26 protein-coding genes are annotated in these 25,081 nt (G+C 72.2%); 10 read left to right on the top strand and 16 right to left on the bottom strand.

Going from position 1 to position 25,081, the window contains the following annotated elements; translation table 11 throughout:
• Nucleotides 1-164 precede the first annotated feature (164 nt).
• A complete protein-coding gene (locus B056_RS0130815) occupies nucleotides 165-1,037 on the top strand; it encodes an AraC family transcriptional regulator (RefSeq protein WP_018505702.1) in 873 nt (290 codons plus the stop codon).
• Between the two features lie 329 nt (nucleotides 1,038-1,366).
• Nucleotides 1,367-1,636, top strand: a complete 270-nt coding sequence (locus tag B056_RS0130810) for a hypothetical protein (RefSeq protein ID WP_018505701.1) — start codon at nucleotides 1,367-1,369, stop codon at nucleotides 1,634-1,636.
• 170 nt (nucleotides 1,637-1,806) lie between these two features.
• Here B056_RS0130810 and B056_RS43770 read toward each other — a convergent pair whose 3' ends face one another.
• Nucleotides 1,807-1,971, bottom strand: a complete 165-nt coding sequence (locus B056_RS43770; RefSeq protein ID WP_018505700.1) for a hypothetical protein — start codon at nucleotides 1,969-1,971, stop codon at nucleotides 1,807-1,809.
• Nucleotides 1,972-2,351: 380 nt separating this feature from the next.
• Here B056_RS43770 and B056_RS0130800 point away from each other — a divergent pair, with 380 nt between their 5' ends.
• Nucleotides 2,352-3,227 carry a PAS domain-containing protein gene (locus B056_RS0130800; protein WP_035753322.1) on the top strand — a complete coding sequence of 292 codons (876 nt, stop codon included), beginning with the start codon at nucleotides 2,352-2,354 and terminating at the stop codon, nucleotides 3,225-3,227.
• Between the two features lie 108 nt (nucleotides 3,228-3,335).
• On the opposite strand, the gene B056_RS0130795 is transcribed toward B056_RS0130800, so the two are convergent.
• A complete protein-coding gene (locus B056_RS0130795; protein WP_018505698.1) occupies nucleotides 3,336-3,824 on the bottom strand; it encodes a flavin reductase family protein in 489 nt (162 codons plus the stop codon).
• A gap of 210 nt (nucleotides 3,825-4,034) precedes the next feature.
• Between B056_RS0130795 and B056_RS0130790 the strand changes: the two genes are divergently transcribed.
• The 3 genes from B056_RS0130790 (at nucleotide 4,035) to B056_RS45020 (ending at nucleotide 6,156) form a co-directional block, all read left to right on the top strand.
• Complete coding sequence (locus B056_RS0130790; RefSeq protein WP_154677321.1) at nucleotides 4,035-4,763, top strand: DUF429 domain-containing protein; 729 nt, start codon at nucleotides 4,035-4,037, stop codon at nucleotides 4,761-4,763.
• A gap of 28 nt (nucleotides 4,764-4,791) precedes the next feature.
• Complete coding sequence (locus tag B056_RS0130785; RefSeq protein WP_230203275.1) at nucleotides 4,792-5,685, top strand: type 1 glutamine amidotransferase; 894 nt, start codon at nucleotides 4,792-4,794, stop codon at nucleotides 5,683-5,685.
• Between the two features lie 195 nt (nucleotides 5,686-5,880).
• Nucleotides 5,881-6,156 (top strand): TolB family protein, encoded by a 276-nt coding sequence (locus B056_RS45020; RefSeq protein WP_018505694.1) that lies wholly within the window; start codon nucleotides 5,881-5,883, stop codon nucleotides 6,154-6,156.
• Between the two features lie 287 nt (nucleotides 6,157-6,443).
• Here B056_RS45020 and B056_RS45850 read toward each other — a convergent pair whose 3' ends face one another.
• The 14 genes from B056_RS45850 to B056_RS0130705 all read right to left on the bottom strand — a co-directional run bounded on the left by B056_RS45850 (nucleotide 6,444) and on the right by B056_RS0130705 (nucleotide 19,099).
• Entirely contained in the window at nucleotides 6,444-6,962 is a 519-nt protein-coding gene (locus B056_RS45850; protein WP_018505693.1) for an antibiotic biosynthesis monooxygenase family protein, read from the bottom strand.
• Nucleotides 6,959-7,282, bottom strand: coding sequence for an antibiotic biosynthesis monooxygenase family protein (locus B056_RS0130765; protein ID WP_018505692.1), 324 nt, complete (start codon nucleotides 7,280-7,282; stop codon nucleotides 6,959-6,961). The genes B056_RS45850 and B056_RS0130765 overlap by 4 nt, the downstream gene beginning before the upstream one ends.
• Nucleotides 7,282-8,019: an SDR family NAD(P)-dependent oxidoreductase gene (locus tag B056_RS0130760; RefSeq protein WP_018505691.1), complete on the bottom strand. Its 738-nt coding sequence runs from the start codon at nucleotides 8,017-8,019 to the stop codon at nucleotides 7,282-7,284. Before B056_RS0130760 ends, B056_RS0130765 begins: the two co-directional genes overlap by 1 nt.
• Nucleotides 8,020-8,171: 152 nt before the next feature.
• On the bottom strand, nucleotides 8,172-9,461 hold the full coding sequence (locus tag B056_RS0130755; RefSeq protein WP_018505690.1) for a beta-ketoacyl synthase N-terminal-like domain-containing protein: 1,290 nt from the start codon (nucleotides 9,459-9,461) through the stop codon (nucleotides 8,172-8,174).
• Nucleotides 9,458-10,729 (bottom strand): beta-ketoacyl-[acyl-carrier-protein] synthase family protein, encoded by a 1,272-nt coding sequence (locus B056_RS0130750; protein ID WP_018505689.1) that lies wholly within the window; start codon nucleotides 10,727-10,729, stop codon nucleotides 9,458-9,460. Before B056_RS0130750 ends, B056_RS0130755 begins: the two co-directional genes overlap by 4 nt.
• Nucleotides 10,730-10,806: 77 nt before the next feature.
• The gene (locus tag B056_RS0130745) at nucleotides 10,807-11,229 is read right to left on the bottom strand and encodes a cupin domain-containing protein (protein ID WP_018505688.1); all 423 of its coding nucleotides are present in this window, start codon (nucleotides 11,227-11,229) and stop codon (nucleotides 10,807-10,809) included.
• A gap of 10 nt (nucleotides 11,230-11,239) precedes the next feature.
• A complete protein-coding gene (locus B056_RS0130740; protein WP_026240340.1) occupies nucleotides 11,240-11,734 on the bottom strand; it encodes an SRPBCC family protein in 495 nt (164 codons plus the stop codon).
• Nucleotides 11,735-11,784: 50 nt separating this feature from the next.
• Entirely contained in the window at nucleotides 11,785-12,042 is a 258-nt protein-coding gene (locus B056_RS0130735; RefSeq protein ID WP_018505686.1) for an acyl carrier protein, read from the bottom strand.
• A gap of 334 nt (nucleotides 12,043-12,376) precedes the next feature.
• Nucleotides 12,377-12,754: a TcmI family type II polyketide cyclase gene (locus B056_RS0130730; RefSeq protein WP_018505685.1), complete on the bottom strand. Its 378-nt coding sequence runs from the start codon at nucleotides 12,752-12,754 to the stop codon at nucleotides 12,377-12,379.
• A gap of 332 nt (nucleotides 12,755-13,086) precedes the next feature.
• Entirely contained in the window at nucleotides 13,087-14,085 is a 999-nt protein-coding gene (locus B056_RS0130725; RefSeq protein WP_020572804.1) for a LuxR C-terminal-related transcriptional regulator, read from the bottom strand.
• A 62-nt stretch (nucleotides 14,086-14,147) separates the two neighbouring features.
• Nucleotides 14,148-14,771 carry a GTP-binding protein gene (locus tag B056_RS0130720; RefSeq protein WP_026240339.1) on the bottom strand — a complete coding sequence of 208 codons (624 nt, stop codon included), beginning with the start codon at nucleotides 14,769-14,771 and terminating at the stop codon, nucleotides 14,148-14,150.
• Nucleotides 14,752-15,123 carry a DUF742 domain-containing protein gene (locus tag B056_RS0130715; protein WP_020572803.1) on the bottom strand — a complete coding sequence of 124 codons (372 nt, stop codon included), beginning with the start codon at nucleotides 15,121-15,123 and terminating at the stop codon, nucleotides 14,752-14,754. Before B056_RS0130715 ends, B056_RS0130720 begins: the two co-directional genes overlap by 20 nt.
• 119 nt (nucleotides 15,124-15,242) lie before the next feature.
• Nucleotides 15,243-15,662 carry a roadblock/LC7 domain-containing protein gene (locus tag B056_RS0130710; RefSeq protein WP_018505681.1) on the bottom strand — a complete coding sequence of 140 codons (420 nt, stop codon included), beginning with the start codon at nucleotides 15,660-15,662 and terminating at the stop codon, nucleotides 15,243-15,245.
• Nucleotides 15,662-19,099, bottom strand: coding sequence for a sensor histidine kinase (locus tag B056_RS0130705; RefSeq protein WP_026240338.1), 3,438 nt, complete (start codon nucleotides 19,097-19,099; stop codon nucleotides 15,662-15,664). Before B056_RS0130705 ends, B056_RS0130710 begins: the two co-directional genes overlap by 1 nt.
• Before the next feature lie 1,283 nt (nucleotides 19,100-20,382).
• On the opposite strand from B056_RS0130705, the gene B056_RS0130700 reads away from it, so the two are divergent.
• The 4 genes from B056_RS0130700 (at nucleotide 20,383) to B056_RS0130685 (ending at nucleotide 24,924) form a co-directional block, all read left to right on the top strand.
• Nucleotides 20,383-21,369, top strand: a complete 987-nt coding sequence (locus B056_RS0130700; RefSeq protein ID WP_018505679.1) for a hypothetical protein — start codon at nucleotides 20,383-20,385, stop codon at nucleotides 21,367-21,369.
• Nucleotides 21,370-21,614: 245 nt separating this feature from the next.
• A complete protein-coding gene (locus B056_RS0130695; protein WP_018505678.1) occupies nucleotides 21,615-21,938 on the top strand; it encodes a DUF6343 family protein in 324 nt (107 codons plus the stop codon).
• A gap of 64 nt (nucleotides 21,939-22,002) precedes the next feature.
• A complete protein-coding gene (locus B056_RS0130690; RefSeq protein ID WP_018505677.1) occupies nucleotides 22,003-23,310 on the top strand; it encodes a DUF445 domain-containing protein in 1,308 nt (435 codons plus the stop codon).
• Between the two features lie 87 nt (nucleotides 23,311-23,397).
• Nucleotides 23,398-24,924: a glycosyltransferase 87 family protein gene (locus tag B056_RS0130685; RefSeq protein ID WP_018505676.1), complete on the top strand. Its 1,527-nt coding sequence runs from the start codon at nucleotides 23,398-23,400 to the stop codon at nucleotides 24,922-24,924.
• Nucleotides 24,925-25,081: the final 157 nt, after the last annotated feature.

Genomic DNA, 25,081 nt, shown 5'->3' with positions numbered 1-25,081 from the left:
CATCTACGGCCAGATAACCAACCCAAACGGCCAACATCAACATCGCGCCCGGAAGCAGGCGGCCGACCTGCGCCTCCGGAGCGGCCGTCGGCCGCGATGATCGTTTTCCGGCGCGCGACGATGACCGGTAGACCACAACGGGCCCCGTTTGTACACTCTCGACCATGACCGCCCCCGCACATTCCGCCAGGAGGCCACCGGAAACGGCCACGGCCAGCCTGGTCGACGTGCGCCGAGGGGGTCAGGCCCTCGGCGGCAGCTACCTGTACGAGGGCGAGCGGCTCGTCACCGGCTGGCACTCCCACGACCTGCACCAGATCGAGTACGCGGTCGCGGGTGTGGTCGAGGTGGAGACCGCCACCGCCCACTACCTGCTGCCACCGCAGCAGGCGGCCTGGATTCCGGCCGGCCTCGAACACCAGGCCACCATGAACACCGCGGTGCGGACGGTGTCGGTGATGTTCGACCCGCGGCTCGTCCCGCATCCCGGGGACCGTGCCCGCATCCTCGCGGTAGCCCCGCTCATCCGCGAGATGATGATCTACGCCCTGCGGTGGCCGATCGACCGGACTGAACCCGACCCGGTGGCCGACGGCTTCTTCCACACCCTCGGCCATCTCGTCTCCGAGGCGCTCGACCACGAGGCGCCGCTCAGCCTGCCGACCTCGACCGACCCGCTGGTGTCCGCGGCCATGGCCTACACCCAGAACCACCTCGACTCGGTGACGGTCGCCGAGGTCAGTCGGGCCGTCGGCGTGTCCGAACGGACGCTGCGCCGCCAGTTCCGCTCGACACTCGGCCTGTCCTGGCGCAGCTACCTGCTGCACGCCCGCCTGCTGCGCGCGATGGCGCTGTTCGCCGTGCCCGGGCAGTCGGTGCTGGAGGTCTCGACGGCCGTCGGCTTCGACAACGGCAGCGCGTTCGCCCGCGCGTTCTCCCAGTACTGCGGGGAGACCCCGTCGTCCTACCAACGGCGGATAAGCGCCGCGCCGCAGCCGTTGACCGTTTCCCGCACCCCGGCCGCGCAGCAGGCCTGACCCGGCTCCGACAGGCGCGACGGCTCCGGCACGCCCGGCGGCTCCGGCCAGCCGGGGCGAAACCGGAGGGCCGGCGGCGGCGCCCGCATTTCACCCGGCCGCCGGTGCGACCGAGATGACGGCTATTCACTCCCTCGCACACCTTTTTCGATCCCCGATCGGGGCGCATTCCAGATTCCGCGGCCCATTCGGCGACAGACATCCCAAGCACGGCCTTGAGTTCCCATTCCGGCAGCGCTTCAACGCCATCCGAACCAGCTGGGGTAGCGTTCGCTGCGCGCCTTCAGGCGCGTCAGGAAAACGACCACCGAGAAGGGGATCCAAAGAAAATGATCCAGCAGCAGCAGCAGGAGCAGCGTCAGGTGGAGCAGCAGCGGCGCCAGGTGGAGCAGCAGCTGCGCCAGAACTGGCAGCAGCTGCGCTACCGCATCCTCGACCAGTTCGGCCAGGTCAGCACGGCGGACCTCGACGCCGCCACCAACATCAACGATCTCGTCGCCCGTATCGCGGACAAGACGAACCACAGCGAGCGGTACGTCGAGAACCGCCTGCGTGAGCTGTCCGGTGTCGCGGCGAACCAGGGCGGCCTGTTCGTCTGAATGGACTGCCCAGCGCATTTCGGCGCTGGGCAGCTGGGCGATCGGCAGCGCCAGCCGTCCGAATCCCCATGGTAAGGAAATGCCCGGCCGGTCCGGCCTCGGCACATCCCGGGGGAACGTGACGTAAGCCGGCACCCGCCCGGACTTCGATCGCTACTCGGCGCGTGCGTTCATTCCGCCGCGCCGAGTAGTGACCGAAACTCAAGAAGGTCGTCCATCAGTTTGATGTTCTCCGGGGTCCGCGGGAGCCGACGCAGCTCCTCGAGGATCACATCGGTTTCCTCCACAGTGGGAACATCATCGATCGACTCGACCAGCCTGACGATGTCAGTCATGGGAATACCACCTCTCCCGCCTTCGTGACGTGGATGGGTCGACCCGGTACCCACACGACCGGATGTCACGCACTCCAAGAGTCACACGCGGCGATTCACCGGAAGTTAAGCTCCGGGCTCCTTCCGTGTTAAATGCCTCTCTGGAACCACTCCGGCGCGGCGGGTCACCTCCCCGCCCACGGGGCCGGCGCGCCGAGACGGCCTGCCGCTACCGGCGCGCTGGCCGCGCGCTACCGGCAGCGGGGACCCTCGTCGCACCCGGGCTCATCCGGGATCACCCGGCCCGGCGATCGACCGTCCCGGTGATCCCGCGATCCCCGGGCAGCCAGCTTCGAGAGCCCGCGGCCCACCCGGCCCGCGCCAGAGAAAGGCTCCAGTTCATGCCCATCGATGTGTCGCAGCACGCCGACCTCTCCGCGACCGACTACCTGCTCGAGCTCGTCGACCTGTTCGAGAACGCGAACGTCGGCATCCTGGTCACGGACTTCGACGGAACCGTGCGGCGGGCGAACCGGGCCCAGCGCCGGATCGTGGGCTGGCCTGACGCGGGCTCGTCCGCGCCCGAGCTGTCGGTCAGGGCCCTCCTGGACGCCACGACCTGGGAGCGGCTGACGGCGACCGCGGCCCGCGGGCACGCGCTCCACAACGAACCGGTCACGATCAAGCGACCCGACGGTTCGACCGCGGACTGCCTGCTTGACGTGAACGGCGAGCCGGACGGCGGCCTGCTCCGCATCGTCACCCGGCCGGCGTTCGTGGCGTCCCTGCCGGGGCCCGACGGCACCGACGCGTGGGAGTGGCACCGCCGGTGGAGCCAGTCCGACGTCACCCCGCTCGTCGAGGGGCTGGACGAGGCGGGCGTCCAGTCGCTGACGAAGGAGCTCGACGACCTCTTCGAGCTGCTCCCCGTCCCCGTCCACGCGATGGCCCGCACCGCCGAGGTGCGGCGGACCAACCAGGTTCACCTGCGGTTCCTGGGCTGCGAGGACGAGCCGGAGCGGTTCGTCGGCCAGAACCTCCTCCCGATCTTCGCCGTCGAGGCCGACCTGGTGGCGATGGGCGAGGCCATGACCGGCCAGAGCGGGATCGTCAACTTCCCGACCACGATCCACCGGCTCGACCGCTCGACCCTGCCGATGACCGTCTACTCGAGCATGGTCGTGCGCGACAACGACTTCGTCGGCACCCGCTGCTTCGTCTTCTTCGCCGACGCGTCCGACGCCCCCGACATCGCATCGGCCGCCGACCCCGCCTGAGACCCGGTGCCGGCGGGTGAGCCGGACGGGCCGGGGCGCCCCCGGCCCGGTGGCAGGTGGCACCGATCAGGCGGGGCCGGTCAGCCAGGCCCGGTCAGTTGGGCCCGGTCACGCGGGATGGCCCGGTTCCATGTCGCGCACGTCCTGGAATCCCAGCTGGCGCAGCGGGCCGTGGAACTCCCCGGCGGCCGGTTCGATCACGAACGCCGTGTGGTCGCCGACCTCGACGGCGTTCACCACCGGACCGGCGAACCAGGCCCGCGGGCCCGCCAGCACCGGCATCCCGAACGGTCCCGCCGACCACTGACAGCGGGCGAACTTGTCGACCTCGTCACCGGTGAGCTCCCCGAACAGCTCGGAGAGCTCCCGGTCGGCGACGTCGAGGAGGTGCACGGCCAGATGCGTCGCCTGCCGGGCCACGGCGAACGTGTGGTTGCCGTGTGAGACACAGATGAGGTAACGCGGCGGATCGATGCTGCACTGGGTGTGGAAGCCGACGAGGCAGCCGCTGCGCTCACCGCCCGCCGTGGTGGTCACGATCGCCATCGGATAGCTGACGGCGCTCACCGCCCCGTGGAACGCGCCTGACTCGACCATGGATCGCCCAGCTCCTCTCCCGCTCAGGTACGCCGCCCCGCCGCCCCGCCGCCCGCCCGGGCGGCGGGGCGGCGGGCGCCTGGGACATTCCCAGAGATCAGTGCCTCATACCCGTCCCGACGGTCGCACGGCGCGCCCCGCCGGGCACGGGTGGCCGCCGGGCGCAGGCCCGCCCTCACCGGCAGCCCGCCCGGAGGGTGAGATGGGTCCATGCCGGTCACGGGTCCTCGGATGCGGGTACTGGGGGTGGACGCCTGCCCCGGCGGATGGGTGGCCGTCGAACTGAGCGGCGGCGCCTTCGCCGGGGCCCGCTTCACCGCCACGCTGCGCGACCTCACCGACCGCACCGACCGCAGTACAGCAGCTTCGGCGAGCCGGGCCTTCGACATGATCGCCGTCGACATGCCCCTCGGGCTGCTTGCCGACGGCTGGCGGGAGTGCGACCGGGCGGCGCGCGCCGCGGCCGGGCCACGCCGGGCGAGTGTCTTCCTGGTTCCCCCGCGGCCGGTGTGGGCGGTCGAACAGTTCGCGGACGCCAACGCGCTGTGCCGGGCGATGACCGGCGGCGGCCTGACCCGCCAGGCGTGGGGACTGCGACCGAAGGTCCTCGAGGCCGACGCGCTGCGCGCCGACCACCCCGACGCGCTGCGCGAGGTGCATCCCGAGCTGGCGTTCGGCGCGATGGCCGGCGCGCCGCTCCCCTTCGCGAAGACGACCTGGGCGGGAGCGGCCCACCGGCGGGCCCTGCTCGCGGCAGCCGGCATCGCGCTGCCGGACGATCTCGGCCCGGCCAACGCGGTGCCACCGGTGGACGTCCTCGACGCCGCGGCCGCCGCCTGGACGGCGCACCGCATCGCGACCGGCGCCGCCGGCTGCCTGCCGGCCCCCGGGTCGGGCCAGCTCGACGACCGGGGCGTCCCGACCGGGATCTGGTTCTGAGCCGTCCGCGAGCACCCGGCGTACCGTCGTGGACACTGTGGATGCCGAGAGCACGGTGGGTCGGGACGGGACGATCCGGACCGGCACGCCGCCACGGGCAGTGGTGATCGTGCATGACGTCGCGAACGGTGCCGCCGTGACCGAGACCGGCAGCATCGGCGACCGGCTGCGGCACCACGGCGTCGACGTCGCCCTCGTCACCTCCGGCACGCCGCCGCCCCCACCGCGGACACTGGACCTGGTGGTGGTCATGGGGTCGGACAAGTCCGCCTACGACGACACCGTGCCGTGGCTGCCGTCCGAGCTGTCCTACCTGCGGGCGGCGATCGAGGCCGGGACCCCGGTCCTCGGCATCTGCTTCGGAGGGCAGCTACTCGCCCGCGCCCTCGGCGCCCTCGTGCGACGGGCGCCGCGCCCCGAACTCGGCTGGCGCTCGGTGACCTCCGCGGTGCCGGATCTCGTCCCCGCGGGCCTGTGGCTGGAGTTCCACTTCGACACCTTCGACGTCCCGCCGGGCGCCGAGGAGATCGCCTGGACGGCGGACGCGCCGCAGGCCTTCCGCTCGGGCCCGCACCTGGGCGTCCAGTTCCATCCCGAGATCACGCCGGCCAGCTTCGAGGGATGGGTCCGCGGGTGGCGGGAGCAGGGGCTCGAGCCCTGGCTGCGCGGACACGGCGTCGACGCCGCCGCCCTGCGCGCGGAGATCGCCACCAGGGCCGACGAGGCGCGACACCGCTCGGACGCCCTGTTCGACGCCTTCTGGGCGAGCGCCCGCGCCACAGCCGGCTCCACGCCGCCGCTCCGGGCGGGTCGAGCCGGACGGCCGCGGGCAGCGCCGGGCCCGGCACGCCGATCACGCTCGCCGACTACCGCGGCCTGGACACCGTCGTGGTCATCAAGCAGCTGCGCGAGTCAGGCCTGACGGTGCGGACCTCGTCCGGTCCTGGCCCCGGACGCAAGCCGGGTCGCCTTCACCGGGCCCGACGGCGAGATCCTCAGCGTCCGGACGGACGGCGGCGACTCCCGCCAGATCACCGACGAACCGGACGGCTCGTCGGACCACGCGGCCTTCTCCCCCGACGGCCGCACGGTCGCGTACACCCGCAACATCGGCGGGATGTTCCTAATCAACGCCGACGGTTCCGGCCGCCGCCGGATCAGCACCGCCCGCGACGCGTACGAGCTGTCCTGGTCGCCGGACGGCGCCCAGATCGTGTTCCGCGGCGGCGGCGACCAGTCGCTGCACGTCCTGTCCCTGGACGGGACCGGCGAGCGGGCTCTGGGCGGACGGACGGCAGCGGTGTGGTCCGAGGGGCGGCTTCCCCTGGCCACTGACCTGTCCAGGCCGCACACGACCGATGCCGAGCCAACATCTGCGGCACCGACCGCTTGATCGTGCCACTCTTTGATCAACATGATCCGAACACGAATCGAAAGTAGACCGAGCACCTTGTATGCGACTACGCCATCGGGTCACCCAACGGCGGGAAATCGCTACCCCGTCGAAGCAGTAACTGACAGGTGACCTAGCACGGTAGAAGTTCAGGCGGCTCGCCGAGAACAGGTCTTGGAAATTAAAGATCAACCTGGGATGGCCATCCGGCGGCATCCGTGAAAGCCCGGGGGCGGAGGCCCGGCGGCGCGCCGGGCTGATCCTTGCGCGCCGCCGAGACAGTCGTGCTAGATCCCCTGAGGTTCGGTGAAGGGACCGTCCGGGCCGTAGGCGGCGACCTCGGTGAAGATGGTCGCGCGCATCGCCGGGTCCTGCAGCGGGCGCAGCGGCGAGGTGGCCGGCTTGTGATCCGCCCCGCGCTCCCAGGTCACGAACTCGGCCATGCTCGTCCACTCGCTGACGACGGCGAACTTCGTCGGCTCGGCGGCGGAGCGCAGCAGGCGGTTCCCGAGCAGGCCGGGCGTGCCCACCAGCTTGGAGCTGATCTCGTGGTAGGCCCGTTCGACCGCGCCCTGGTCCTCGGCCGGGTCGACCGCCCACAGCATCACCCGCACCCGGCCCCCGGCACCGGCCTCGGCTTCGGCTTCGGCTTCGGCCGATCCTTCAACCCGAGCCGAATCCACCGCGGCCGAGTCCACCGCGGTTGACTCGGCCGGAACCGACTCGCCCGGAACCGCCTCGGCCGAGGCGGTCTCCGGCGGGTCGGTCTCCGGCGGGGCGTCCGCCTTCTTCTTGCGGCGGATCACTCGGCCGCCGCGCCGACGAGGTGGGTGAGCACCGTCCCGGTGACCATCGAGCCGCTGGCCCGCAGCGGGTGCAGGATCTTGCGATGCTCCAGGTGCCCGGGGCTCAGCTCGAACTCGCGGAACTTCGGCTCGTCCACCCAGTCGCTGATGATGTAGTACGTGCTCGGCTCGTCCTCGGAGCGGATCAGCCACTGGCCGAGGTTCGCCGGGTGGCTGGTCACGCCGTCGCCGATCCGCAGCCAGGTCTGCTCGAACTCCTGCTCGCGGCCCGGGTGGATGTGCATGGTCAGCATGATGCGGAACGGCTGGGGGTGGCCCATCAGATTCCTCCGTCGACCGTGAAGGTGGCGCCGTTGACGTAGCTGGACACGTCGCTGGCGAGGAACAGGACGACGGCGGCGACCTCGTGGGCCTCGCCGAGCCGGCCCAGCGGGATGCGGTTGGTGTACGCGGCGCGCGCCGCCGGGGGCATGCCGGCCGCCTGGTCGGTCTCGATGACGCCCGGCGAGACCAGGTTCACCCGGATGCCCTTGGAGCCGAGCTCCTTGGACAGCGAGCGGGTCAGGCCGATCAGGCCGGTCTTGGCCGCCGTGTAGTGGGCGCGCAGCGGCACGCCGACGAGCCCGGCGCCGGAGCCGATGTTGACGACCGTCCCCGAGTCACCGAGCAGCGGCAGCGCGCCCTGGGTGACGAGGTGGGTCGCGGTCAGGTTGGTGGTCAGCACCTGCGTCCAGGCGTCCAGCGGCAGCTCGGCGTACGGGATGTGGCTGATCGTCCCGACGCTGTTCACGACGATGTCGAGGCCACCCAGATGGGTGCCGGCCGCCGACACCAGCTCGGTGATCTGCGCCGGGTCGGCGACGTCGGCCTGCACCAGCAGGTGGTCGTTGCCGGTGTCCTTGAGCTCGCGGCGCAGGCTCTCCGCGTCCTCGGTCTGGCGCTGGTGGCCGACCACGACGGTGGCGCCGGCCTGGGCGAGCCCGAGCACGACGGCCCGGCCGATACCGCGCGTGCCGCCGGTGACCAGGGCACGCTTGCCGGCCAGGTCTGGGAACATCGATGATCCTCTCGAAAGGTGAGTCCGGAATGTCCCGGGTGGTCGCGGCCACCCGGATCCCCCGGCGCGCCGACGGCGTCGTCAGCGCGCCGGAGAGACAGGTGAGGCGGGCCGGCCCGCGGTCGGTGCCGGCCCGCGGTCGGTGCCGACCCTCAGTCGGTGCCGACCGCCCGCAGGACGAGCGAGCTGTTGAACCCGCCGTGGCCGCGCGCGTTGACCAGCGCGACCCGGACCCGGCCCTCGCGCGGCGAGCGCACCAGGTCGAGGCCGTGGGCGGGGTCGGGCTCGTCGAGGTTGCCCACGGCGGGGATCACCCCGTCGCGGATCGACAGCAGCGCGGTCGCCGCGGCGAGGGCGGAACCGCCGGCGCACAGCCGTCCGATGAGCCCCTGCGGGGCGGTCACGGGTACCGCCCCGGCGCCGAAGACGTCCCGGATCGCCGCCGCCTCCAGCGCGTCGAGGTCCGGCGAGCCGGCGCCGTCGGCGAACACGACGTCGACGTCGGCGGGGGTCAGCTTCGCGTCGGCGAGCGCGCGGCGCATCGCCGCGGCCAGCCAGCGCGAGTCCGCCGGCGCCTGCTCGTGGTGCGCGCCGTCGTGGGTGGCCGCGTAGCCGGCGATCTCGCCGTAGACCCGGGCGCCACGGCTGGCGGCGGTGACCGGGTCCTCGACGAGCAGGGTCGCCCCGCCCTCGCCGGGCAGGTAGCCGTTGGCACGGACGTCGAACGGCTTGTAGCCGTCGGCGGGGCTCGCCGCGGAGCTGACCCGGCCGCTGCTGAGGTGGCAGGTCAGCGCGTACGGCGTCAGCCCGCACTCGGCGCCGCCGGCGAGCACCGTGGGGGTGCCGCGCCGGATGGTGCGCCGGGCCTGGGCGAGGCTGTCGAGACCGCCGGCGCCGTCGGAGACGAGGACGCCCGACGGGCCCTTGAGCCCGTGCCGGATCGAGGTCTGGCCGGTCGTCGCCGCGTAGAACCAGGCGATCGACTGGTAGACGCTGACCGCGGTGCGCCCGCGCGTCCACAGCCGGGACAGCTCCCGCTGGCCGAAGTCGTTGCCGCCGGAGCCGGCACCGAAGACCACCGACGTCTCGTACGGGTCGCGCTCGGCCGGGTCGTAGGCGGCGTCGGCCAGCGCCAGCCTGGACGCGGCCATGCCCAGCCAGGTCCAGCGGTCGGTCTGCACCAGGTAGCGGTGGTCGACGTACTCCTCGGCGGCGAAGTCGGGGACCTCGCCGGCGATCCGGGTGTCGTAGCGGCTCGCGTCGAACCGGGTGATCGGCGCGACGCGCAGTTCGCCGCGCAGCGTCGAGGCCCAGTACGCGTCGAGGCCGATCCCGCTGGGCGCGATGACCCCGAGCCCGGTGACGACCGGCCGCACCGCGCCCGCCGCGGGGCGGCCGGCCGCCCCGGCCGCCTCGGCCGGTGCGGTGTCCAGGACGGTCATGTCCGGTCCGCCGAGGCCAGGACGATCGCTGACTGGAAGCCGCCGAACCCGCTGCCCACCGACAGCGCCGCGTCCACGGTGTGGTCGCGCGCGGTGTTCGGGACGTAGTCCAGGTCGCACTCGGGGTCGCGGGTCGTCCAGTTCGCCGTCGGCGGCACCACGTTGTGCTCGATCGCCAGGGCGCAGGCCGCGAGCTCGATGGAGCCGATCGCGCCGAGGGAGTGGCCGACCATCGACTTGATCGAGCTGACCGGCACCTCGTGGGCGTGGGCGCCCAGCGACCGCTTGAAGGCGGCCGTCTCGTGCCGGTCGTTCTGCTTCGTCCCCGACCCGTGGGCGTTGACGTAGTCGACGGCGGACGGGTCGAGGCGCGCCTGGCCCAGGGCCATGCGGATGGCCTCGGCCATCTCGACGCCGTCCGGGCGCAGGCCGGTCATGTGGAAGGCGTTGGACCGCGAGGCGTACCCGCCGACCTCGCAGTAGATGTGCGCGCCGCGGGCCCGCGCCGACTCCAGCTCCTCGAGGATGAGGACGGCGCTGCCCTCGCCCATCACGAAGCCGTCACGGCTGGCGTCGAACGGCCGCGAGGCGTGCTCGGGGTCGTCGTTGCGGGCCGAGGTGGCGCGGATCGCGTCGAAGCAGGCGATGGAGATCGGCGAGAGCGGCGCGTCGGAGGCGCCGGCGATCACGATGTCCGCCTCGCCGTCGACGATGAGCTGGTGGCCGTAGCCGACCGCGTCGATGCCGGAGGTGCACCCGGTGGAGACCACGAACGACGGGCCGTGCGCGCCGAACCGGCAGGCGATCTCGGTGGCCAGGGAGCTCGGCACGAGCGCGTGGTAGAGGAACGAGCTCGCGTAGCGCGGGTCGACCTCCCAGTGCTTCCCGCCGTCGCTGACGACCACGTACTCGTTCTCGAGCCGGGTGGTCGCCCCGACAGCGCTGCCCATGCTCACCCCGACGACCGGCCCGTCACCCGGCCCGCGCTCGGCGCCGCCGACGCCGAGGCCGAGGTCCAGCCCGCTGTCGGCCACCGCCTCCGCGGCCGCTGCCAGGGCGAACTGCACGAACCGGTCGTTGCGCGCGATCTCCTGGCGGGTGAGGCCGGCGGCGAGCGGGTCGAAGTCGCATTCGGCCGCGACCTGCGACCGGAACGGCGACGGGTCGAAGAAGGACAGCCGGCGGGTGGCGGTGCGGCCATCCGTGAGCAGGGTCCAGAACTCCTTGCGGTTCGAGCCACCGGGGGCGACGACGCCGACCCCGGTCACCGCGGTGCGGCGCGGACCCCCATCCCGCGACGCCGGCCCGTGGGCGCCGTCCGGCCGCGACCGCTGCGTGGGTTTGTTCACTGCTGCGACTGCTCGGGTAGCGGCTCGGTGTCCACGTGCCCGAGGTCGGGCCGCGGGGCGAGCGGGCTGAGGTGGAACACGAGGAAGGCCACCTCGTCGCCGGTGTTCACGATCCGGTGCCGCATGCCGATCGGGATGAGCAGGCCGTGCTCGGCGGGCAGCGCGGTGTGCTCACCGTCGAGGCGGGCGGTGACCGCGCCGCTGACGCAGTAGAGGAACTCCTCGGAGTAGGGGTGCCAGTGCTCGGTCACCACTTCTTCGGGCTGCAGGGTGAGGGTGCCCAGGAACCCGGACTTGGCCCCGACGGTCGCCGGGGACAGCAGCGTGCGGATGTCACCGCCGCGGCGCCGGTTGGCCGGCACGTCGTGGATCGAGAGGACCTTGGGGACCGTCAGGGGCGCGGGGGTCGCGATGCTCACCGTTATCTCCTCAGACCTGCTCGGGAACCTGGACCTGGTCGGCCGTCGGCGCGGCGGCGCGGGCCACCGCCTCGACCTTGTCGCGGATGGACGCCTGCTCGCGCGGCGTGTTCGTGTTGATCCGCCGAGTCATCTGCTCGGTGGTCACCGGGGCCGTCGGGCGCATCTGGAAGTCCTGCACCCAGCGCATCCGGGTGCCGGCGCCCTCGGGCAGGTACGTCCACTCGATGTGCATGTACTCGAACGGCCCGGTCTCCACCCGGTAGGCACGGACCTTGTGGTTCACCGGGTCGAGGGTGCGCTCGGACACCCAGCTCCAGGACGTCCCGTTCTCGTCGGGGTGCATCGTCAGGCGGAACTTGAAGGTGTTCTCCGCCTTCTCGAGGATCTCGACCGAGGCGTACTCGGTGAACAACGACGGCCAGGACTCCAGGTCGTTGGTCATGGACCAGACGAGGTCGATGTCGGCATCGATGAAGATCGAGTTGTCGGTGTGCCCGCTCACGTGTTTCTCCGGTTCGCTCACTGGAGGGGAATGGTTTCGGTCTGGGCGTCTCAGGCGACCTCGGACTGCAGGAGCGCGCTGTTCACGGTGGTGAGGATGTCGGCGAGGGTGTATCCCTCCGGCGCCTCGTTCGGGAGGTCGACGCCGAACCGCTCCTGCACCTCGGCCTGGAGCTGCAGGTAGGCGAGCGAGTCGAGGCCGATGTCGGTGAACGTCACGCCGAGTTCGGCCGGACGGTCCTCCGGCGGCAGGCCGGCCTGCTCCACGAGGAAGTCGAGAAGCTCGTCGGCGGTCCACTGCAGGGGCATCTGCGTTCCCTTCTCACCATTCCCGCGTTCGCGGGACACGGTTGTGACATCAATCTCTGGAACTCGGGCATCCTGAAAGCTCGGAAGACAGCACCGCGGCGACCAGGCGTTCCGAAACCGGGGCGCGCGAACCCGGCCCGGACGGCGACGTCCGGGCCTCGGGGCTGGGCCATCGCGGGCATGGCGGGGCAACCAGCCGCACGGAGCGGATGGCTGCGCCTGCTGCGAAGACCGGGACGGCCCGTCCACCCCGCGGCGGTCGGCCGGGCGGGGGCTGGCCCCCCGTGGCGCCGGCGCGGAACCTGGCCCCGCGCCGAGCGGCCGGGCGTGGGGCTCAGGGACCGCTCTGATCGGCCACCCAGGTGTAGAAGCTGTCGGCCATCGCGTCCCGCGGGCCGCGCCAGGTCTGCGGGTCGTACGCCGCGATGTACTTCTCGAGCTTGCTGTTCACATCGACGAACAGCGGGTGCTCCCGAACCGGCGGCAGCGTGCCGTTGATGTCCGCCCGGCTCTCGATGAGGTGGAAGTACAGCCCGTGGAAACGGAAAAGGTCGCGCCGGGCGACGCCGACGAGATGTGGGAGCTCGCCGGCGTCCGACTCCGCGAAGACGTCGGCGACCGCGCCGGCGTCCTCGGGGTTCATGCGGGCGACAATCAGCGTCCGCTGGCTGGTCGTGCGTTGGTTCGGAACCGAGCCGGATTCCGTCGGCACTCGATCTCCTCTTTCGGAGTTCACGATGAACAGGCTGCGCCGCGCGTGTTCGGACACGGCTGACCGCCATCGACTGGTCGGACTGGCCCGAAGGCCCCGGCCGGATCGGAGGCGCTCAGCACCGACACGCGCAAGTGACCGGTCTCACGCGTTCGCCGGTCGGCGAAGCCACCTGGCCGGTTCCTGCTGTGGTGGTCCGCGCCAGCTATACGTAATTCCGGTTGCTCATCGGAATCATGCGGCCCATCGGAACTTCTGTCCGGCATTCCGGGTGGCAGGAAGTTGCCCTGACCATCTACTGCCAACAAAACGACCAACTGATCACAACGTGGCTACAACCAGCCGCGCCGGGCCGCGACCGTCCCGGCCTGAAAACGGCTGCGGGCGTCGAGTCGGGTCATGAGGTCGGCGACCATCCGCCGCACCGTGCGGACGGACACCCCGAGGTGACGAGCCGCCGCCTCGTCCTTCACACCCAGGCTGAGCAGCCTTAACAGCAGCCGCTCGGTGTCGTTCGGTCGATCGTCCGCGGGGCTCTCCAGGTCACCGTCGGCCTCCACGGCCAGCGGCTCGGCGCTGTCCCAGACCTGCTCGAACAGCATCGTGACCAGGTTCGCCAGCGCCGGCGAGCGCACGATCAGAGCGTGCGGGTCGGTGCCGTGCTGCACGAACTGCACCAGCCCGACCCGGCCGTCCACCGTCGTCGCGTCGATGCGCGGATCGTCGGCGAGCCGGGCTTCCAGGCCGTGTGAGGCGACGGTGCGGACATACCCGACCCCCGTCTCGTCGGTACTCACCGTGCGTGGGAGGACGCTGCGCATCGCCACACCGCGTTGCAGCGCCCGCAGCTCGACCGGGAGGACCTCCGCGGTCAGGGCCGGTGGGCGGCCGCGCCGGGTGTGCAGCGCGAGCACCTCCTTCTCGGCCCGGCCGACCAGGGTGAGCAGCTCGGCCCGGGCCTGGTCGGCGCTGTCGATGTGCTCGACCTCCGCGCCGTCCCCACCGGGCCGGTTGTCCAGGTACTCCGAGACGAACGTGCTCACCTGCGCCCGGGCCCGGACGAGCCGCTCGTGGCGGCGGATGAGCGCCTCGTGCTGAGCCTGGAGCAGATGCTCCAGTCCGGCCTCCGGGTGGACGGCGACCAGGTGACCGGGGTGCTCGGTCGAGGGCAACAGCAGTGACAGCTCGACGAGCCGGTCCCGGGACCTGCGGATCGTGTCGTTGGCCTGCCCCACGGCGATGGCCACCCCGTTGACATCCATGTCGGGATGTCTCAGCCACAACCGGTAGGCCGACAGCGTCACGTCGTCGAGACCGAGGAGCTCGAGCAAGATCCCCTTCCCAGGTAGAATCGGATGGCCCGCGGGCGCTGGGGTGGCACGCGCGGTGTCGTTCACCGGGAGCCGGTCGGCAGCCCCGGTCGCTGGCTCTCCGCCGAGACCACCTCCAGGGCGTGGCGGACCAGCGCGATGAGCGACTGGCGCACCGACTCCCGCTGGCGGGCGTCGCACAGCACCATCGGCCGGCGGGGGTCGAGGTCCAGCGCCGCGCGGATGTCCTCGCTGCGGTAATGGCGCGCGCCCTCGAAGTGGTTCAGGGCGATGAGGAACGGGATGTCACGTTCCTCGAAGTAGTCGATGGCGGGAAACGAGTCGGCGAGACGGCGGGTGTCGACGAGCACGACCGCGCCGATCGCACCGAGGACGAGCTCGTCCCACATGAACCAGAAACGGTCCTGGCCGGGGGTCCCGAACAGGTAGAGAATCACGCTGTCGACCAGGGTGATCCGACCGAAGTCCATGGCCACCGTCGTCGTCGTCTTGGACGCGACGGCGCTGGTGTCGTCGACACCGATACTCGCGGCCGTCATCGCGGCCTCCGTGGTGAGCGGGGGAATCTCGCTCACGGCGCCGACGAACGTCGTCTTCCCGACTCCGAAACCACCGGCAACGATGATCTTGACCGGATGCGGCGCCGGTGTATCGGCCGCTCGGGTCCTAGAGAGCCTGGAGTCCACTGAGCACCTTTTCGATAATCGCCACGCTGGGGCGGTCCGACGTTCGTTCGGGCCGGTGCACACTCACCAGCCCGGCGTCGAGCATGTCGCCGACGAGCACACGTGCCACGCCGACTGGGAGGTTGAGTCGGGCGGAGATCTCAACGACGGACTGGAGTCGCTGGCAGAGCAGCGCTATGGCACGCTGCTCCGGTTCCAGCGTGGTCGCGATGGCCCGTCCCTGCGGAGAGGTGGACACCAGGGCCACCAGATCCAGGGTCCGGTTACTGGGACGGGTGCGTCCCCCCGTGACGGCATACGGCCGCACCACCGGCCCGGCCTCGTCGTCGAACCATTCCTCATCCCCTGACACCGCGGTCCTCCTGCCTGGGATCGTCATTTGCCCGCGGTGGGCGCGTCACCGGTTTCCGGCCCGTCGGGGGACGGGCCGGAAACCGGTGACGCGCCACCGCGCGTGCATTCGGACAGGTCCTAAATCGGCAGCGCCGACTGCATCTCGGCGCGAAGCTCCGGCGTCAGAAACTCACCCACCCTCGTCACCAGCAGCGCCATCTCGTAGGCGATGAGGCCGATGTCCGCGCCCGGGCTGCTGAGAATAGCCAGACACGAGCCGTCACCGACCGCGGTGACGAACAGGAATCCCGCCTCCATCTCGACGATGGTCTGCCGGACGTTACCGCCGCCGAAGAACCGGCCGGCGCCCCGGGCGAGGCTGTTGAATCCGGAGGCCACCGCGGCGAGCTGGTCAGCGGTGGCCCGGTCCATTCCACGCGAGGTCGCGAGCAGCAGACCGTCCGAAGAAAGCACGATCACATAGGTGACCTCGGGGACCTTCTTGACCAGGTTGTTGAGCAACCAGTTCATGTTCTCCGACGGCCCCAGCGGACGCATCAGGTTACCTTCCTCACATCATCTCCGTCATTGGACACCGTTCCGTCCTCGATCCCACGGCCGAAGTTGGCCTGGAAGGACGACATCATGCTGCGGATCTCCTCGGGTGAACGAGGGCCCGCGGCGAGCGCCGAACGGCCCGCGTCGGCGTTCTCCCGGCGCAGCTGCGGCGCCAGGTTCGCGCGGCGCCGCCGCTTGGGCAGGCCGAGCTCGTCGAGACCGTCGTCGCCGGGCTCCTCCGGCGCGGCGGCTCCCGGGTCGAGCGGGGGCGCCGCCGGCGGCGGGTTGGCCCCGGGGTAGGCGGAGCCCCCACCGGTCGGCTGCCCCGGGCGTGACGACCGGGGCGAGCGGCGGAAGGCGCCGTCACCGAGGCCGCCGTCGCCACCCTGGGCCTGTTCCGCCCCGCCGTACCCGTTTTCCCGGGCAGGACGGCCGAACTGCTGGCCGCGGTCCGCGTAGGGCTCGCGGTAGCCGGTCCCGTCCCCGGCCGGGCCCTGCTGGCCGGGTGGCGTGTAGTCGGCGCGGGCGTAGTCACCCGAGCCTCGACCGTTTCTGGAACGGGACGGCAGCCCGGCCCCGGGCTGGGAGTCGGCCGAACCGAAACCGTCACCCGAGCCGAAACCGCCGGCCGGACCGAAGCCGTCGCCGGTCTCCTGCCCCGAGCCGCCGTCGCCGCCGAAACCGCCGTTGCTCCCGAAGCCACCGTTGCTCCCGAAGCCACCGTTGCTCCCGAAGCCACCGTCGTTCCCGAAGCCACCGTCGTTCCCGAAGCCACCGTCGTTCCCGAAGCCACCGTCGTTCCCGAAACCGCCGCCGGAGCCGAAACCGGACCGACTGAACTCGGCGGTGTGGTAGTCCGAGTCGGCGAAGCCGCCCGTTCCGTTGCCGCTCGACCCGTTGCCGCCGTCGCCGAAGCCCGCGTCGCCGTAGCCGCCGCCGGCGCCGTCACCGAACCCGTTCGGGCCGAAGCCGCTGAACTGACCGGTGTCGGGCGGAGCGCTGAACAGCGAGCCGCCACCGAACTCGCCGCCTCCCGGCGGCGGACCGAACAGCGAGGCCGCCGGGTCGGACCGGCCGTCGGACCAGCCCGTGTTCATCCCGGCCCCCGCGTCGTCCGGGTAACCGGCGCCGTCCCGGGACGGCGGGAGCTCGGCCCGCCGCGTCGGGCCGGTCAGCTCGCCCGGACGGCGCGGCGGTACCGGACCGTCGTCGCCCCCCTCGTCCTCTGTCCGGTTCCTGCCACCGGGCTTCTCCGCGACGAACCAGCTCGACCGCGCCGTGGCGAAGACCGGGAGGTCGTCGATCAGCGTCTCGTCGGTGTTGGGGCCGGCACCGTTGGCTCCGGCCGTCGACAGCGCCGCCGCGTCCAGGGTGCCCCCGGGGATGTCCCCCGCCCAGTGGCCGTTGCTCTCCGAGCCGGCGCCGCCGGCCCCGTTCACCCGGTCGCCGGTGCCGTTGAGCGAGCCGGCCAGGTCCGAGCCCTCCGTACCGGCGCTCGACGCGCCGACCGCGGCGAACTCGCGCGGGCCGCTGTCCTCGCCCTTGTCGTCGGAGGCGCGCAGCAGGGTCGCGGGCAGCAGGACGATCGCCATCGTGCCGCCGTACGGCGAGGGCCGCAGCCGCACCTGGACCTCGTGCCGCTCGGCGAGCCGGCTGACCACGAACAGGCCCAGCCGCTCGCTGGTCGACAGGTCGAACGGCGGCGGGTTGGCCAGCCGGTTGTTGAGCGCGTCGATCTCCTCCTGGTTCATCCCGAGCCCGCGGTCCTCGATCTCGACCACGAAGCCGTTGGAGACCGGGTGCCCGGAGACCTGCACCGGGGTGTGCGGGGGCGAGAAGGAGGTCGCGTTCTCGATCAGCTCGGCGAACATGTGGATCACGTCACCGACGGCGTGGCCGGAGACGGCGCCACCGGTGATGGGCAGGACCTTGACCCGGGTGTAGTCCTCGACCTCGGCGACGGCACCGCGGACGACGTCCTTGATCGGAACCGGCCGGCGCCAGCCACGGGCCGGCTTGGAGCCGGAGAGGACGATGAGGTCCTCGGCGTGGCGGCGCATACGGGTCGCGAGGTGGTCGAGGCGGAACAGCTCCTCGAGCTCGTCCGGGTCGGTCTCCTTGCGCTCCAGCGCGTCGATGATCTTCAGCTGGCGGTGGATCAGGGCCTGGCTGCGGCGGGCGAGGTTGAGGAAGGTGTCCCCGATGCTCTTGCGCATCGCGGCCTGCTCGACGGCGGTGCGCACCGCCACCTCGTGCACCGTGGCGAACGCCTCCGCCAGTTGGCCGATCTCGTCCTTGCTGGTCGCGGGTACCGGGAAGGACTCCGCGTCGATGTCGACGGGCTCACCTCGGTGCAGCCGCTCGACGACGCTGGGCAGCCGGTCGTTGGCGACGTCGAGCGCGCCGCCACGCAGCCGGCGGAGCTGGCCGATCATGGGGCTGGCGACGAGCAGCGAGATCACGACCGACAGGACGAGAATGATCGCGACGCCGATGCTTCCGATCAGGGCGTCCCGGGAGGCCGTCGAGGCGATGTCGCGGCTTGTCGCCGCCAGGTCGGTGGCGATCTGCACCTCGACGTCGTGCATCTGCGTGATCTTGCCGTCGGCGGCGGTCCGCCAGGCGTCGAGGGTGACCTCGGAAGCCGGCTGCCCGCTGAACGTGTTGACCACGTCTTCGCGCATCTGGTTGACGCCGGTGGCGGAGCGCCCGACCGTGTTCGTGAACAGCTCCAGCTCGGCCGGCGTCGCCGTGGAGCGGAACTGCTCGGTCCAGGCGGTCTCGGCACCGGCGTAGGCCAGCAGAGCACGCAGCATCTGCGGCGTGGCGTTGTGCATGGAGAGCATCTGGGCGACGGCGCCGCGCTGCTGGGAGGCCTGTTCCTTGGCCTGGGCGATACCGGCCAGCGTGGTAGAGCCGTTGACCAGCTTGGCGTCCGAGCTACCGGCCGCGATCCGCGCGTTGAGCAGCAGCAGCTCGTTCACGGCCTCGTTGTAGAAGGCCCCGTTCGACGCGATCTCGGTCTGGTGCGCGTCGATCTGCTTGCGGTGCTCGCCGAGCTGGTCGAGATGCGTACGGATGGAACTCAGCGTCGAGCCGAGGGCGTCCCGCGCGGACGCGGGCAGTGCCTGCTCGTCGGCCAGGTAGATGGCGAGGGCGTCGTCCACGGGCTTGCGGGCATCCACAGCCTGCTGGCCCAGCACCGGGATGAGGAAGTTCGATCCAACGTAAGAGTTGGTCGCATAGCGCTCCCGCTGAAGCACGTGGACCAGGTTGTTACCTTTGATCGAGAAGTCGGCGAGCGCCTCGATGCGGTCCGCGGCCCGGACGTTGTCGACGTCCCCGCGCACCTGTATCGCGCTCAGCACGGCCAGCGCGGCCAGCGGGACGATCAGAATCACCACTAGCTTCGAGCGGATGGGCCAATTCCGGAGCATCCAGTCCTCTCGTCCGACGCCCCGGGGTTGGGCGCCTCGTGTGCGGGGTGAGCGAGTCGCTCTTTCGATGCCTGGTCCGCGACGGACGGCGCGCGACAAGGGCGGGCCGCGATCGATGACATCCGGCCCGCGCCCGCCTGAAAGCGTCCGACGTCGGACAACTGTAGCGAGCCGACCTACAAGTCCCCTCAGCACGTCCCATCAGCACACCGACCAGGACGGCGAGAGTGGGCGGCTTTTGTCAACTGGCTCACGGAAGGGTATTCCCGGCAGGAATCATCGAATCACAGGCTGTAAGCACTCCCCGCCTTGGCGTCAGTGTTTGCCGGACGTCCTTTGATATACAGGAATGCATACGGTAGTGGTGATGCACCTCACATCACCTGTGGTCTAGATCCTGTCCCGATAGCCGTCAGCGGACGTACTACCTGCGCATTCGCAAACGGGAACCGATCACCGTCGGCGAACCGTGAAGCGAGCGGGGAAGCCGTGGCGGCCGACCGAGACCCGCGGGGGCTCATTCGCCCGCCACCCGGGCCACCGCGCCCCGCGCCCGAGCGCGACCCGGCCCGGCCCGAGATCCTCCGCGGACGCGGAGCGCTGCAGATGAGCAAATCCGCCAACTGTTGGGTTGAAGTCGGGTTTGAGTTCGCGATCCGGAGCGCCGCGCCGACCCGCCACGCGGCCTCGACACCACCCCGCCGGCACCTCGGACGGACACAGCGCGGCGGCCGGACTCGGCGCCACCCGACGACGATCCCGCGCACAACCAGACGAAGGCCCAGGTGAGACGGCCGGGTGAGATCGGCCGGCACGATCCGCCGAGGTCGGCGGGATCCCACCTCGCCGCGAATTTCCCTGAAAAGGGGGATTCTCCGCGTAGCACCGTGAACCAGGTCGTTCCACCATCGACCGCGCCACCACCCGGTTCGCCCCGCCAGCCACCGACCTCCGCACCAGCCTCGTCCCCGGATGTGTGGCGGGATCCGGATGTGTGGCGGGATGAGGCACGCCGAGTGGGCGAACGCTGAGCAGGCGCTTACTTCCGGGATGTCACCTCACGCGGCGGGTCACGGCTCAGCGCCAGATCGGGGCCACGCAGCGCGATCGACCGAGGTCCGTCCGGTGGACGCGGGTCACAACACTTTCCCCGCCGCCGCCTGGCACGCCACCGTGGACATGCGGGACACCGGGGCGCAACGGGGCTGACGCGGCCAGACCACCATGAACAGCCGAATCCACACCGACGCCCGCCATCCGTCCGGAGAAGGAGCGTTCGGTCCATGACTGTCGGGGAGTGGCTCGTCTCGGTCGGAGTGCGTCAGCTGGTGACAATGCCGGGCGTGCCGACGGTCCCGGGCACGCCCCCGCCACTACCCGCGCCGGACGAGGCCTGCGCCCGCCTGCTGGCGACGGCCGCCGGCGCGCTCGACCACGGGCCGGGCGCGATCTGGGACGGCGAGGTGCTCACGCTGCTGACCGCGCCGCCCACCCGGCCCGGGCCGCCTCGGCCGCTCGGGCCGGGCGTGGCCGCCCTCGGCGGGGCACAGTCGGCCCCGCCGACCCAGGCGAAGCTGATCTCCGCACCAGCCGCCCTGGTCACCGCCCTGGCGGCGGCCCGCGCCCGCGGCACGTCCGAGATCCGGCTGCGGCTGGGGTTCCCCCTCGACTCCCCCGGACCCGCGCCCGCGCCCACGCCCGCCCCCAGCACCGCGCCCGCGCCCGCGGAGACGGCGGAGACGGTTGCCGAGACGGGCCCCGGCGCCGGGGCGGCGTCCGAGGTCGTCGGGGCGCTCCTCCCCCGGGACGACGCGCCGCTCAACCCGGCCCGCGCCACCGCCGACGTCGCCGAGGTGCTGCCGGCGAACGGGATCATCCTGGCCGATCCCGGTGCCGCAGGACTGTGGGTGGAGCACACCGGTCCCGCCTCCGGCGCGCAGGTGCGCGTCACGGCCGTCGGGGGCGGGGTCGCCGTGGCCGGTGCCCTGCTGGCCTGGCGGCGGGGCCAGGTGGGGGTGGCGGTCGTCGAGCAGCCCCCGACCGGCACCACCGCCACCCTGCTCAGGCTGGCCTCGGAGCTGGACGCCGACCTGGTTGTCGAGGTGTGGGGCCAGCGGGGCGGGCTCCGCTCGGCCGCCGACCACCGCGAGCGCCTGGCTTCCGCGCTGGGCGCGGGCGGGGTCCGGGTCATCGAGGTCCCGGTCGATTTCACCGCGACGAAGGTGCTCGTCGACGCGATCGGCGACGCCCCGGCCGGGCCAGGTCACTAATCGCTCGCCCGGCCGCTCGCCGGTCAGGGCGGCCGTCGACCGCCCCAGCCGACCCCTCAATGCCTTTATCACGGGATGAAGTATCAGTGGGGGCCAGCCAGCCGAACAGGCAACTTCCTGCCAAACCTTTTCGGTGCCCTTTATATGTCTGATGATTAACCTCGGTGACCCGGCTCGCGCCGGGTCGGCGCGATCGGTCGGGGTGACCCAGGTTCGTCCGCGCCCGCGCGGGCACACCGCAGGTCGTGACCGGTCCCGTACCCCGGCAGCGCACCGAGCGCCCCGCGCACCCCCCACCGTGGTGGCGTACCCCGTGGTGGCGCCGGCTGGGCTCGCTCGGCGACGCGCGGACGGGTGCCGCGCCGGCCGCCAGCGCCCTCGGTCTGCGCCGGGCGCTGGCGCTGTTCGGCCTGGTCTTCTGCGGAGTCTTCAGCGGGTTGCTGGCGGTGGCCGGCCGAACCGCGCCGGCCGTCGTCCTCGGGATCATCGCCGCCACGGCGCTGGTCGACCTCGTCGTCATCCATCGCCGGGCGGGCGCGGGCCGCCGGGCCGGCGGCCCGCGCCCGTAGGGTGTTGCTGTCTCCCCGCCGGAGCGGGTCGGCGGGCGGGCGGACAGCGGGCGGGCGGGCGCGGATGACACTGACAGCGACGGACGGGGCCGGCATCGGCGGCCCCCGCGATCTCGGCGGCGACCCGTTCAGCGAGGCCCGGATGCGCCAGGGGCTGCGCCGGATGCGCACCATCGCGACCGGGCTGCTCGCCTTCATGGTCACCGTGTACGTCGTCGCCTGGCGGTGGGACGCCTCCGGCGGGCCGGGCTGGGTCGGCTATGTGGCGGCCGCGGCGGAGGCCGGCACGGTCGGCGCGCTGGCCGACTGGTTCGCGGTCACCGCGCTGTTCCGGCACCCGCTCGGGCTGCCGATCCCGCACACCGCGATCATCCCACGCCGCAAGGACGCCCTCGGCCGCGGCCTGCAGAACTTCGTCGGGACGCATTTCCTCGCCGAGGAGGTGGTCCGCGAGAAGCTGGACCAGCTCGGGGTCGCCGGCCGGGTCGGGGCCTGGCTGCGCCGCCGGGAGAACGCCGAGCGGGTCACCTCCGAGGTCTCGGCGCGGGTGGCCTCGCTGATCTCCGGCATCAGTGACGACCTTGTCCGCGAGCTGGTCGAGAAGACCGTCCTGCCCCGGCTCGTGGAGCGACGGTGGGCGGGCGTGCTCGGGGTGGCCCTGGACCGGGTGGTCGCGGAGGGCACCCATCACCACCTGGTCGACCTGCTCGTCACCGAGATCGACGACTGGCTGAAGCAGAACCCGGACACGGTCGTGCGGATGGTCCGGGAGCAGGCGCCGGCCTGGTCCCCGAAATGGCTCGACGAGGCGGTCGCCGCCAAGGCGTACGCCGAGGCGCTGCGGTTCGCCACCGATCTGCGGACGGATCCCGACCACCGGGTCCGCCGCGCGCTGGACTCCTTCCTCACCACGTTCGCCGAGCGGCTGCGCACCGACGACGAGCTCGGCGACCGGGTGGAGGAGCTGAAACGGCGGATCATCGCCCACCCGGAGACCGACCGGGCCGTGTCGGCGATCTGGGCGACCGCCCGCGGCGTGCTGCTCGATCTGACCACGGACCCGGGCGGAACCGCGCGCACCCGGGCCACCGCGGAGCTGGCCGCCTTCGGGAACCGTCTCGCCACCGAGCCGGAGCTGGCCGCCACCGTGAACCGGGCCGCCGCCGACGTCGCCACCCGTGCCGTCGGCCGCTACCGCGAGGACATCGCCGCCGTCATCGGGGACACCGTGGCCCGCTGGGAGCCGGCTGACACGTCCCGTCGGATCGAGCTGCACGTCGGTCGGGACCTGCAGTTCATCCGCATCAACGGGACGGTGGTCGGCGCGCTCGCCGGGCTGGTGATCCACCTGCTCACCGAGCTGCTGCTCTGAGCGGTGGGAACGACGGGTGGGAACATGGCCGCCGCAGCACACGACGACCCCGGGGGTTTGGGTGGAGCGCCGAGCGGACCAGGCCGCATGACCGCACGACGACACCGGGGCGCCGCCGCGGCTGGCCCGCTGGTCATCGCCGGGCTCCTCGCCCTGATCTGGGTGGGCTACGTGGCCCCGATCGGCCACTTCGACGTCGACGTCTTCCTGCGCGCCGGCGCGGCGGTCGCCGACGGCCGTGACCCCTATCCCCCTCCCGGGACACCCGAGGTCTACTCCGGTTTCGCCTTCGTCTACCCGTACCTGGTGTCGCTGCCGTTCGTCCCGCTCTCGGCCCTCCCCGGCGCGGCTGAGTTGTTCATCGCGCTGTCGGTGCTCGCGCTGCTCGCCGCCTGCCGGCTCGCCGGCGCCGGCCGGTGGACGTTCGCCCTGGTGCTGACCGCGTCCTGCACCATCACCGGGCTGCAGATGGGCACCCTCAACGCGCTGTTGTTCTGCGGGCTGGTGGCCCTGTGGCGGCTGCGGGACGTCCCCGTGGCGGCCGGGATCCTCACCGCCGTGCTCGTGTACAGCAAGCTCTTCCTCGTCCCCGTCGTGCTCTGGCTCGCGCTGACCCGCCGGCCACGCGCGACAGCGGTGGCCCTGCTCACCCTGGCCGCGCTGTTCGGCGTCGGGGAGATCTACAGCCCGGTGGCGGTGCGCACCTACGCCGACATGCTGTCGGTCCTCGCCCGGGAGGAGGCGCCCGACGGGCTGAGCCTCACCGGGCTGCTGATGAACGTCGGGCTGGGCCTCGGCGCCGCCACCTGGGTCGCCCGGGCCACCGCCGGCCTGCTGCTGGCCGGATGCCTGTGGCTGGCCCGCGGCCGCGGGCGCCCCGGCGGCGACGGGCTGCTGTTCGCCGGCGTGGTGGCGGCGGCGCTCGTGGCCTCGCCGATCGTGTGGAGCCACTATCTGCTCCTGCTGGTGGCCCCACTGCTGGCGATCACCCACGGCGGCCCGGGCCGTCCGGCCGCCGGGGGCGACCCGGATCTGCCTCTCGCCCTGTTCACCGGCGGCAGCTGGCTCCTGGTGACCCCGCACCTGAGCACGCCGATCGACCTGCTCGTGGCGGCCGTCGTCCTCGGTCCCCTGGTCGCCCTGCCGCTGGTGCGCACGGCCCGGCGGCGGGCCGGGCCCGCGCCCGCCACGTCCACCGTGGCGGTGCCTGGTAGCGCCGTACCCGGCCCGGCCGGGTCCGCGCCGTGGGCCGCACCACGGATGGCCGTCGCGGCGCTACGGGCCGTCCTGGTGGCCGCGCTGGTCGGCGGGGTCGGGGCGGTGTGCTGGACGGCGGCCCGCGCCCGCGGCGAGGACACCCGGGTCATCGGGGCCTACGGGGCGCTCGTGGGCACGCTGGCCCTCCTGGCCTGGGCGGTCGCCGCCAGCCGGGACCGGGGGGCGGCACGGCCTGGTCCGGTGGGCCCGCGCGACCCGCTCGGCCCGGGAAGCCCGCTCGGTTCGGGAGGCCCGGGAAGCCCGACGGGCCCGCGCCGACGCCGGGTCCGGTGGCAGGCGCCGACGCCCGCCGCCGGCGCGCCGCGCACCCGAACGGGCCGGGTGCACCCCCAGTAACAGATGCCCGCCAGGCATGGGCATTCCGGCGTATGCTGACGTCTCCAAGGTCATCTGAAGAGGAAATGTCGTCCAACCGACTCCGAACCGCAGTTCGGTGCTTCACTGGACCGGATGTGACGTAGAACCTCCTCCCCGCATGGTTAACCACACACCT

This window comes from Parafrankia discariae (assembly GCF_000373365.1).
Lineage (GTDB): Bacteria > Actinomycetota > Actinomycetes > Frankiales > Frankiaceae > Parafrankia > Parafrankia discariae.
This window is presented reverse-complemented; position numbering and strand designations above follow the sequence as displayed.

Coding starts and splice junctions, on each gene's coding strand:
- B056_RS0130705 (WP_026240338.1), bottom strand. CDS start 19,099: ATGCTCCGGAATTGGCCCATCCGCTCGAAGCTAGTGGTGATTCTGATC.
- B056_RS0130795 (WP_018505698.1), bottom strand. CDS start 3,824: ATGGTCGAGTCAGGCGCGTTCCACGGGGCGGTGAGCGCCGTCAGCTAT.
- B056_RS0130815 (WP_018505702.1), top strand. CDS start 165: ATGACCGCCCCCGCACATTCCGCCAGGAGGCCACCGGAAACGGCCACG.
- B056_RS0130690 (WP_018505677.1), top strand. CDS start 22,003: ATGACACTGACAGCGACGGACGGGGCCGGCATCGGCGGCCCCCGCGAT.
- B056_RS0130765 (WP_018505692.1), bottom strand. CDS start 7,282: ATGGGCCACCCCCAGCCGTTCCGCATCATGCTGACCATGCACATCCAC.
- B056_RS0130700 (WP_018505679.1), top strand. CDS start 20,383: ATGACTGTCGGGGAGTGGCTCGTCTCGGTCGGAGTGCGTCAGCTGGTG.
- B056_RS43770 (WP_018505700.1), bottom strand. CDS start 1,971: ATGACTGACATCGTCAGGCTGGTCGAGTCGATCGATGATGTTCCCACT.
- B056_RS0130790 (WP_154677321.1), top strand. CDS start 4,035: ATGCCGGTCACGGGTCCTCGGATGCGGGTACTGGGGGTGGACGCCTGC.
- B056_RS0130755 (WP_018505690.1), bottom strand. CDS start 9,461: ATGACCGTCCTGGACACCGCACCGGCCGAGGCGGCCGGGGCGGCCGGC.
- B056_RS0130800 (WP_035753322.1), top strand. CDS start 2,352: ATGCCCATCGATGTGTCGCAGCACGCCGACCTCTCCGCGACCGACTAC.
- B056_RS0130710 (WP_018505681.1), bottom strand. CDS start 15,662: ATGCGTCCGCTGGGGCCGTCGGAGAACATGAACTGGTTGCTCAACAAC.
- B056_RS45020 (WP_018505694.1), top strand. CDS start 5,881: ATGTTCCTAATCAACGCCGACGGTTCCGGCCGCCGCCGGATCAGCACC.
- B056_RS0130810 (WP_018505701.1), top strand. CDS start 1,367: ATGATCCAGCAGCAGCAGCAGGAGCAGCGTCAGGTGGAGCAGCAGCGG.
- B056_RS0130685 (WP_018505676.1), top strand. CDS start 23,398: ATGACCGCACGACGACACCGGGGCGCCGCCGCGGCTGGCCCGCTGGTC.
- B056_RS0130760 (WP_018505691.1), bottom strand. CDS start 8,019: ATGTTCCCAGACCTGGCCGGCAAGCGTGCCCTGGTCACCGGCGGCACG.
- B056_RS0130735 (WP_018505686.1), bottom strand. CDS start 12,042: ATGCCCCTGCAGTGGACCGCCGACGAGCTTCTCGACTTCCTCGTGGAG.